Origin of the sequence: Glycomyces salinus, assembly GCF_016428645.1 — a bacterium.
GTDB lineage: Bacteria > Actinomycetota > Actinomycetes > Mycobacteriales > Micromonosporaceae > Glycomyces > Glycomyces salinus.
This window is the reverse complement of sequence record NZ_JAELXW010000047.1, coordinates 1-9,840: the sequence shown is the minus strand read 5'-3', so window position 1 is coordinate 9,840 and position 9,840 is coordinate 1. Positions and strand designations below refer to the sequence as shown.

Below are 9,840 nucleotides of genomic sequence, written 5' to 3'. Positions count from 1 at the left end.
GCCCGGCGCCCTCGGGCGCGGGCCCGCTTCCGGTCCGGTCTAGGGAGCGTCCAGCCGCTCGATCTCCTCGTCGACGATCGACGGGTCGAGCTTGGCGAACACCGGCGTCGGCTTCTCCAGCGGCGTGCCGGCCCGCACCGGCACCGACTCCCAGGCGGGCGCCTGCGAGTAGTCGCCGGTCAGGACCGGGTACGGCCCGTCGGTCGCGCCGCCGTCGTCGAGGTCGTCGACCTCCTCGATGCGCGGCATCGGCGCGAACACACCCTCGCCGCCCAGCAGCTCGTGCACCCGCTGCGAGGAGTGCGGCAGGAACGGGCTGAGGATCGTCTTCAGGTCGCTGACGGCCTGGAGCACGGTGTGCAGGACCGTGCCCTGGCGCTTGGGGTCGTCCTTGAGCTTCCACGGCGCGGTGTCGGCGAGGTACTTGTTGGCCGCGGCCACCGTCTTCATCGCCTCGCCGATCCCGGCGCGGACCTTGTTGGAGCCGATCAGAGCGCCGACCTCGTCGAAGGCCCTCCGGGTCGTCTCCAGCAGCTCCCGGTCGACCTCCTCCAGCTCCCCGGCCTCGGGGATGTGCCCGAAGTTCTTCGCGGCCATCGCGATCGACCGGTTCACCAGGTTGCCCCAGCCGGCCACCAGCTCGTCGTTGTTGCGGCGCAGGAACTCCGCCCACGTGAAGTCCGAGTCCTGGTTCTCAGGGCCGGCCGCGCAGATGTAGTAGCGGAGCGCGTCGGCCGAGTACCGCTCCAGGAAGTCCCGCACGTAGATCACCACGCGCCGCGACGAGGAGAACTGCTTGCCCTCCATGGTCAGGAACTCGCTCGAGACGACCTCCGTGGGCAGGTTCAGCTCGCCGAGCGATCCGGGAGCGCCGCCGGCCGTGCCCTGGCCGTTGTTGCCCAGCAGCATCGCCGGCCAGATCTCGGAGTGGAAGACGATGTTGTCCTTGCCCATGAAGTAGTACGAGACCGCCTCGGGGTTCGACCACCACTGCCGCCACGCCTCGGCGTCGCCCGAGCGCCGGGCCCACTCGATCGTCGCCGACAGGTACCCGATGACGGCGTCGAACCACACGTACAGGCGCTTGTCGGGCCGGTCGATCCAGCCCTCGAGCGGGATCGGCACGCCCCAGTCCAGGTCGCGCGAGATCGGGCGCGGCTGGAGGTCGTCGAGCAGGTTCTTGGTGAACCGGACGACGTTGGTGCGCCAGCCGGTCCGCGTGTCCAGCCACGAGTTCAGCGCGTCGGCGAACGCGGGCAGGTCCAGGAAGAAGTGGTCCTCCTCGACGAACTTCGGCGCCTCGCCGTTGATGCGGCTCTTCGGGTCGATCAGGTCGGTCGGGTCGAGCTGGCGGCCGCAGTTGTCGCACTGGTCGCCGCGCGCGGAGTCGAACCCGCAGTGCGGGCAGGTCCCCTCGATGTACCGGTCGGGCAGCGTCCGGCCGGTCGAGGGGCTGATGGCGCCCGGAGTCTTCTTCTCCAGGATGTAGCCGTTGTCGTACAGGGTCTTGAACAGCTCTTGGACGGTCTTGTAGTGGTTGCCGGTCGTGGTGCGGGTGAACAGGTCGTAGGACAGGCCCAGGGCCTCGAGGTCCTCGACGATGACCCGGTTGTACTTGGCGGCGGCCTCGGCCGGGGCCAGGCCCTCGGCGTCGGCCTGCACCAGGATCGGGGTGCCGTGCTCGTCGGTGCCCGAGACCATCAGCACGTCGTGACCGCGCATGCGCATGTAGCGGGCGAAGACGTCGGCGGGAACCCCGAAACCTGCTACATGTCCGATGTGGCGCGGGCCGTTGGCGTAAGGCCAGGCCAGCGCGGTCAGTACGTGAGTCATGGAACCAATGCTAACGGCCCGGAATCCGGGACGGCATGCGCGTATTCGCTCTACAGGGCGAAGTTCGCGCACCGACACAGCGAGTATTCCCCGATTGCGCGCTGCGGCACCGTTCCAATGGTCAAATACCCGTATGTCCAGAACACGCCGCGCCGCCGAGACCGAGAGCGACCACGTTCCGCACCTGGCCGCGCAGCGGGAGCCGATCGGGTACCAAGCCGAAGGCATGGACGCGATCCGGGCGGTGTGGGAACGCGCCGGCGACACCGAGCGCCGCCGCCGCGACCGGGCCAGGCCCCCCGCCCGCCTGCGCCGGCCGCGGGGGCTGACCGGCTCCCTGATCGGCATCCTCGCCTGCGCGTGCCTGCTCATGTTCTTCGCCTGGGTCGCCGCGCCCGCCCTGTGGATGTCCGTCGGCCACGCCCAGAAGGGGACGGTCGAGGTCACCTCCTGCCAGTCCGGCTTCGCCCCCAGCTGCACCGGCCGGTTCCGCGCCGACGGCTGGACCAAGGAGATGCACCTGACCGGCGCGGTCACGGCCGCTGACGTCGGCGAGCGGCTGCCGGCTCGCGCCACCGGCCCCGACGCCCACAGCGCCTACGTCGGCGGCGCCTCCGGGCTCCTGCTGCGCTGGGTTCCGGCGATGGCGCTGTTCATGGCGTGCGGCTTCCTCCTGGTCTGGGCCTCCGGGGCGACCCGGCTCGAGCAGGGGAGCGGGCCCGCGATCGGCGTGTGCTGGGCCGTGACCGGGGCCGTACTGGCCGCGACGCTCGCGTTCGCCTGGTGAGGGCTGTAACCGCGCCCACCGCGCACCGGGCGTCCGTCGCCGCCTCGCGCCGGGCGTCGTAGAGTGAGAGCCGCCCCCGGTACCTCAGCTTGAGACACCAGGCGCCCGAGCCAAGTCGGCGGCTCGGACGCCGACCGTAATTGGACGACTTCCCCGCTTGCAGGGCACTGGGAGACAGCGTGAGTTCATCCTCGAAACCGGTGGCGCAGACCTGGTTCGGACCCATCACCGCCAAACAGCGGCGAGCCATGTTCGCCCTCGTGCCGGTCGCGGTCGCCTTCGGTCTGGTCGCGGCGCTCGCGTTCTTGCCGCTGGCCAGCGCGTTCGGCGGCGTCGCCAAGGCCGGCTCCGAATCGGTGCTCGAACTCCCCGACGACCTGGTGCTGCCCCCCGCCCCCGAGTCGTCCACCCTCTACGCGAGCGACGGCGAGACCGAGATCGCGACCTTCGGCGACCAGTACCGCCTCGAACTCGAATACGACCAGATCCCCGAATCGGCCGTCGAGGCCCTGATCGCCACCGAGGACTCCAACTTCTTCGAGCACAACGGCGTCGACCCCGAGGGCGTCATGCGCGCCTTGGTCTCCAACATCTCCTCCGGTCAGACCAGCGAGGGCGCCTCGACGATCACGATGCAGTACGTGCGGCAGGTGCTGTCCTATACCGCCACCAGCCCCGACGAGGTCGCCGCGGCCTCCGAGGTGACTCCCGAGCGCAAGATCCGCGAGATGGGCTACGCGCTCGGCCTCGAAGAGGAGATGTCGAAAGAGGAGATCCTCACCAACTACCTCAACACCGTCTACTTCGGCAACGGCGCCTACGGCATCGGCGCCGCCGCGCAGGTCTACTACGGCAAGGTCCCCTCCGAGCTGACCACGCCCGAGGCCGCCATGCTCATCGGCCTGATCCAGTCGCCCAGCGCCTACGACCCCATCAACGGCTCCTCCGAGGCCGCCCAGACCCGCCGCGACCACGTCCTGAACCGCATGGTCGACGTCGGCTACCTCACCGCCGCCGAGGGCAGGGAGGCCAAGGACCAGGACCTGGGCCTGAACCCGCAGGAGGCCAACAACAACTCCGGCGGCGCCATCGACTCCGAGTACGGCTTCTTCGTCGACTACTTCGAGCGCTGGTGGGAGCAGCAGGAGGACTTCGGCGACAGCCCCGAGGAGCGCAAGGCCCGCCTCTACCGCGGCGGCTACGAGATCGTCTCGACCCTCGACATCGAACTCCAGGAGGCGTCCCAGGACGCGGTCGAGGAGCAGCTGGAGACCGGCAGCGAGTACGCCATCGGCTCGGTCGTCGTCGAACCGGGCACCGGCGCGGTCCAGGTCATGGCCGTCAACCGCGAGTACTCCAACGACATCTCCGACAACGGCCCGAACACCGCCGGCGACGGCAAGGGCACCTACCCCAACACCACCAACCCGCTCCTGACCGGCAACGCCGACACGCCCGGCTACCAGGCCGGGTCCTCGTTCAAGCTGTTCACCATGCTCGCCGCGCTGGAACAGGGCATGCCGCTGTCGACGTCGATCAACTCGCCCTACCGGTACACCTCCCAATATCCGATCAGCGGTGAGGACTCGTGCGGCGGCTACTGGTGCCCCAAGAACGCCTCCGAATCGCTGAACGGTACCTACAACATGTGGACCGCCTTCGGGAGGTCGGTCAACACCTTCTACGTGCAATTGGTCGAGCGAGTCGGCGCCGAGAACGCGATCGACGTGGCCGAGCGCCTCGGCCTGCAATGGCGTGACTCCGAGTCCCGCAACCTCACCAGCGGCGACGCCGCGGACGGCTTCGGGACCTTCACCCTCGGAGTCACCCCGGCGACCCCCATGGAGATGGCCGCGGCCTACGCCGCGCTCCCGGCCGACGGCGTGTACTGCGAGCCGACCCCGGCGATCTCGGCGGTCACCGATATCGAGACCGGAGACGCGATCACCTTCGAGTCCGACTGCGATCAGGCGATCTCGGTCGAGGTCGCGCGCGCCGCCGTCGACGCCGCCCGCTGCCCCACCGGCTACGGCGCGGCGGCCGGAACCTGCTCGGGCGGAACTGCTCCGCAGGTCGGCGCCGCGGTGGACGGGCCGGTTGCGGGCAAGACCGGCACCACCGACTCGAACTCGACGAACTGGTTCATCGGTTTCACCCCGAACGCGTCGGTGGCGGCCTTCGTGGCCGACCCCGACAGCCCGAACAACTTCGTTGGGCAGGCCAACCTCGGCAGACCGGCCGCCGCCGCCGCCGACATCCTGGCTGCTCAATGGGACCTCAATGGGGAGGGTGAGTTCACGCCCCCTACCGAGCTGGTGAACTGACGCCTTAGACTCGGCCCGGTGAGCGCCACCGACGTACGCCCCCCAGGGCCTCCCGCCGCCTGGCGGCCGACCCCTCCGCCCGGTCCGCTCCCCAGCGTCGCGGCCAGGCTCGGCAGCCGCATGCCCGACGACCGCGCCCGCGCCGCCTGGGTGACGGCCGCGATCACCGCCCTGGCCGCGGTGCTGCGGCTGATCGGGATCGACCACCCCAAGGGCCTGATCTTCGACGAGGTCTACTACGCCCTCGACGCCCACTCGCTGCTGGCGCACGGCGTCGAATGGAATGCCGCCGAGGACGGTTCGGCCTACGTCGCGCACCCGCCGTTCGGCAAGTGGCTCATCGCCCTCGGCGAGACCACGGTCGGCTTCGACGAGCTCGGCTGGCGCATCAGCGCCGCCGCCGCCGGCGTGATCGGCGTGTTCATCCTCATCCGCCTCATGCGCCGCCTGACCGGCTCGACCCTCCTGGGCGGCACCGCCGGGCTGCTGCTGGCGGTCGAGGGCAGCCACTTCGTGCTGTCCCGCGCCTCGCTGCTCGACATCTTCCTGGCCACGCTCATCCTCGCGGCCATGTACTGCCTGGTCAGAGACCGCGACTGGAGGCGCGCGGGCTGGCTCGCGGCGATCGAGGGCGGCATGGACCCGGCCAGGAGACGGCCGCGCCTGGGCCTGCCGTGGTGGCGCATCGCCACGGCGGTCCTGCTGGGCCTGGCGATGTCCACCAAGTGGAGCGCGCTCTGGTACATCCTGTTGGCGATCGCGCTGTTCATCCTCTGGGACTGGCGGCTGCGCGTCGACGCCGGGGCGCGCAAGCCCTGGCGGGACACGCTCATCTACGAGTTCGGGCAGAACCTGTGGTTCGGCTTCCTCGCGATCGGCACCTACCTGGCCACCTGGACCGGTTGGTTCCTCAACGACTCCGGCTCCTACCGGCACTGGCTGGCCGAACGCGACTACGCCGAGCCGCCGATCATCGGGCCGCTGGTGAACTGGTACCAATACCACCTGAGCATCTACGAGTTCCACTCGAACCTGTCCTCGGAGCACTCCTACCAGTCCACCCCGTTCGAGTGGCTGTTCAACCTGCGGCCGGTCGTGTTCTTCTGGAGCTCCGACGCTCCGTGCGGGGCCGACAGGTGCGCCGCCGAGATCCTCCTGCTGGGCACGCCGCTGCTGTGGTGGGCCTTCATCCCGGCGGTCCTGGCGGTCCTCATCTGGGCGGTCTTCAAGCGGGACTGGCGGGCCTGGTTCCTGGTCGGCGGCGCCGCAGCCGGAATCGCCCCGTGGTTCGCCTACCCCGAACGCACCATGTTCTTCTTCTACGCCGCCCCGGCCGTACCGTTCTTCATCGGCGCGGTCACCTGGTGCCTGGGCCTGATCATCGGCCGCCATCGACCCGGCCGGCCGACCCTCGGCAGCCCTGAACGCCGCCTGACCGGCGCCCTGATCGCCGGCGCCTTCGTGGCAGTGGTGGTGCTGTGCTTCGCCTACTTCTGGCCCATCTACACCGGCGAATCCGTCCCGTACACCGACTGGCGCGCCCGGATGTGGCTCGACTCCTGGATCTGACCGAGACGCCCCCCACACCGCACACCCTCAGACCCCCTCGGCCCCTGTGCTAAAGTTGTCGGCGCTCGGGGCTTTGGCGCAGTTGGTAGCGCGTCTCGTTCGCAATGAGAAGGTCAGGGGTTCGAATCCCCTAAGCTCCACAAACGGATATTGAATGTATGAGGGGCCATCGGATCGGTGGTCCCTTGTTCTTTGTTTTGTGAGGCTGCCCGAGCCGGGGTGGACGGTCGTTCCGGGTTGTAATGGCGCACACCATTCGTTTCTTCGAGTCACAGGGGCAACAAGGGGATCGGTAGGCTCTGGGGAGTCCCGGCACTCTCTCATCGTCGCGCAGGTGCCCGCTCTCTCGTTAATCCGAACGGTGCCGCATGCTCTCACCTGCCCGATTCAAGCTCGATCGTGCCCGCTTCACGCTTCCGCGGCCGCTGCTGCCGTTCATGCGGACCGAGCTGCTCGCCGGGCTGCTGGTTGCCCTGGCCCTGATTCCCGAGGCCATCGCGTTCTCGATCATCGCCGGAGTCGACCCGAGCGTGGGGCTGTTCGCCTCGTTCCTCATGGCCTGCTCGATTGCGGTCCTCGGCGGCCGCCCCGCCATGGTCTCGGCCGCGACCGGGGCCATGGCCCTGGTGGTCGCACCGCTGGTGGCCTCGCATGGCGTCGGTTACCTGCTCGCGGCCACGATCCTGGCCGGCCTGATCCAGGTAGTGCTGGCCCTGACCGGCATTGCCAAGCTCATGCGGTTCATCCCCCGCAGCGTCCTGACCGGGTTCATCAACGCCCTGGCGATCCTGATCTTCATGGCCCAGATCCCGCACTTCTGGGGCGAGAACTGGGTGGTGTGGACCATGGTCGGCGTCGGCCTGGCCGTTATCGTCGGCCTCCCGTACCTGACCAAGGCCGTGCCCTCGCCGCTGGTCGCCATCGTCGGGCTCACCGCCGTGACCGTCGCGTTCGGCATCGCCGCGCCCGACGTCGGCGACATGGGCGACCTGCCTTCGGGCCTGCCGTGGGTCGCGCTGCCCGACGTGCCGTTCGAGCTCGAGACCCTCGCCGTCGTCGCGCCGTACGCCATCGCGCTCGCCGCGGTCGGCCTGCTCGAGTCGCTGATGACCGCGAAGGTCGTCGACGACGCCACCGACACCCGCTCCGACAAGACCCGCGAGGCCGCCGGCCAGGGGTTCGGCAACGTCCTGGTCGGCTTCTTCGGTGGCATGGCCAGCTGCGCGATGATCGGCCAGACGATGATCAACATCAAATCGGGCGCCCGCAGCCGCCTCTCGACCTTCTCGGCCGGGCTGTTCCTGCTGTTCCTGGTCGTCGTCCTCGGCGACCTGGTCGCCCGGATCCCGATGGCCGCGCTGGTCGCGGTCATGATCTTCGTGGCCGCCGTGACTTTCGACTGGCACTCGATCCGACCGAAGACGCTGCGCAGGATGCCCGCCTCGGAGACGATCACCATGGTCATCACCGTCGCGGCGACCATCGCCACCCACAACCTCGCCATCGGCGTCCTCGCCGGAGTCATCGTCGCCATGGTCTCCTTCGCCCGCAAGGTCGCCCACCTCGTCGAGGTCACCAGCGTCACCGACCCCGACGGGACCACCGAGGTCTACGCGGTCACCGGCGAGCTGTTCTTCGCCTCCTCCAACGACCTGGTCCACTTCTTCGACTATGACGGCGACCCCGACAACGTCGTCATCGACCTCTCCGACGCCCACATCTGGGACGCCTCGGCCGTGGCCGCACTGGACGCGGTCGCCGAGAAGTACGCCAGGCGCGGCAAACGGGCCGAGATCATCGGCCTCAACCGCCGCAGCGAACGGATTCACACGGATCTTTCGGGAAATCTCACCGGCGCCCACTGATCCGGAGACCGTCCCGGGCTCACTCGGCCGGGCGGGCGGTCCGGCCGCCGATCTCCATGAAGAACTGGGCGGCGGCCGATTGGATCACATACGACCAGGTCGGATAGGCGGTCGTGGCCTGGGCGAGGCGTCCGGTGAACATGCCGGTGGCCATCGCGAGCGCGGGGGTGTGGATCACCTCGCCGGCCCGTTCTGCGACGACGGTGGCGCCGAGGACCCTGCCGCCGCCGCGGTGGCCGAGCAGGCGCCGGGGCCTGGCGATGAGCTTGACGAACCCGTCGGTGGCCTCGGCGGCGATCGCGCGGTCCGTCTCGGCCTTCGGCAGGTACGCCACGCGGCCGTCGCGTTCGCCCGCTTTGCCTTCGGTGAGCAGGTAGGTGATCGACCGGCAGGAGGGGAAGCAGCACGGGACGGGGAAGTAGTCGTCCTTCTCGAACCACTGCGGGCGCTGCTCGGCGAGTCCGGCGATGATGTCGGAGTTGGTCAGGCGTTTGAGCGGGTCGAACTCGACGTGCCTGCCCGAGTGGGTGACCGGTTGGAAGGACACCGACCGGACCGCGGGGTGGGCTAGGCCGCGCTCGACGATGTCGCCGAGTTCGTGCTCGTTGAGCCCGGCCTCGACGGCGGCCACGAGGGTGACCGTCAGCCCCGCTTCGGCGCAGTTGTCGAGGGCCTTCTGTTTGGTCTCGCGCAGGTCCCGGCCCTGCACCTCGAGGTGGGTGTCGCGTTCGAACCCGTCGAATTGCAGGTAGATGTGGACGCGTTTGCCCGGGGCGGGCGCGATTCCGCTCGCCCAGGGCGGCGACGAAATCCCGGTCCGAGGCGAGCCGGATCCCGTTGGTGTTGACGTTGACCGCGCCGATGGGCCGTTCCAGGGCTATGTCGACGAATTCGAGGAGGTGCTTGTGGATGGTCGGCTCGCCGCCGGAGAACATGACCACCTCGGCCTCGCCTTCGGCGGCCACGAAGACGTCGAGCATCTTCGCGCACTGCTCGCGGGTTATCGAGTAGCCGTCGGCCTGGTGGCCGGAGTCGGCGAAGCAGATCGGGCAGTCGAGGTTGCACCCGGTGTTGACCTCGATGATGCCCAGGCATGCGTGCTGCTTGTGCTCGGGGCACAGCCCGCAGTCCGACGGGCAGCCGTCTTTGACCTCGGTCTGGAACTGGAGCGGGATGGTGCCGGGCTTGTTGAACCTCCCTGAGTCCAGGTATGCGGCCGCGTCGCCGTAGACGCGGGCCTCGAACTCGCCGTGATCAGCGCAGCGTTTGCGCAGGAAAACCTGGTCGGATCGGATGTTGACCTGCGCGTCGACCACGGTCTTGCAGACCGGGCAGATCGATTTCGTGTACTCGATGAAGATCTCGTCGCGTTCGCGTTTGGCTGGGGCTTTCGCGGGCTCGGTCGGCTCGGCTTCGGTCATCGGCCGGAGTCCTCTCAATGCGTCGGCGGGGCCGTGCCGGG

General features: G+C 69.1%; 6 protein-coding genes, 1 tRNA gene and 1 pseudogene. 6 read left to right on the top strand and 2 right to left on the bottom strand.

Going from position 1 to position 9,840, the window contains the following annotated elements; translation table 11 throughout:
• Window positions 1–39: 39 nt before the first annotated feature.
• Window positions 40–1,833: a methionine--tRNA ligase gene (gene metG, locus JFB92_RS14285; protein WP_199039924.1), complete on the bottom strand. Its 1,794-nt coding sequence runs from the start codon at window positions 1,831–1,833 to the stop codon at window positions 40–42.
• 133 nt (window positions 1,834–1,966) lie between these two features.
• Here metG and JFB92_RS14280 point away from each other — a divergent pair, with 133 nt between their 5' ends.
• From JFB92_RS14280 to JFB92_RS14260, 5 genes are all read left to right on the top strand, one after another.
• Entirely contained in the window at window positions 1,967–2,620 is a 654-nt protein-coding gene (locus tag JFB92_RS14280; protein WP_199039922.1) for a hypothetical protein, read from the top strand.
• A gap of 179 nt (window positions 2,621–2,799) precedes the next feature.
• Entirely contained in the window at window positions 2,800–4,944 is a 2,145-nt protein-coding gene (locus tag JFB92_RS14275; protein ID WP_199039920.1) for a transglycosylase domain-containing protein, read from the top strand.
• An 18-nt stretch (window positions 4,945–4,962) separates the two neighbouring features.
• Window positions 4,963–6,513: a dolichyl-phosphate-mannose--protein mannosyltransferase gene (locus JFB92_RS14270; RefSeq protein ID WP_199039917.1), complete on the top strand. Its 1,551-nt coding sequence runs from the start codon at window positions 4,963–4,965 to the stop codon at window positions 6,511–6,513.
• 67 nt (window positions 6,514–6,580) lie between these two features.
• Window positions 6,581–6,653: transfer RNA gene (locus JFB92_RS14265), tRNA-Ala, on the top strand.
• Between the two features lie 228 nt (window positions 6,654–6,881).
• Complete coding sequence (locus JFB92_RS14260; RefSeq protein ID WP_199039902.1) at window positions 6,882–8,378, top strand: SulP family inorganic anion transporter; 1,497 nt, start codon at window positions 6,882–6,884, stop codon at window positions 8,376–8,378.
• 19 nt (window positions 8,379–8,397) lie between these two features.
• On the opposite strand, the pseudogene JFB92_RS26980 reads toward JFB92_RS14260, so the two are convergent.
• A pseudogene (locus JFB92_RS26980) lies at window positions 8,398–9,715 on the bottom strand (radical SAM protein).
• On the opposite strand from JFB92_RS26980, the gene JFB92_RS25585 reads away from it, so the two are divergent.
• Window positions 9,629–9,840: hypothetical protein (locus tag JFB92_RS25585; protein WP_233163227.1), on the top strand; the 212-nt coding region annotated here is incomplete at its 3' end. The pseudogene JFB92_RS26980 and the gene JFB92_RS25585 overlap by 87 nt on opposite strands.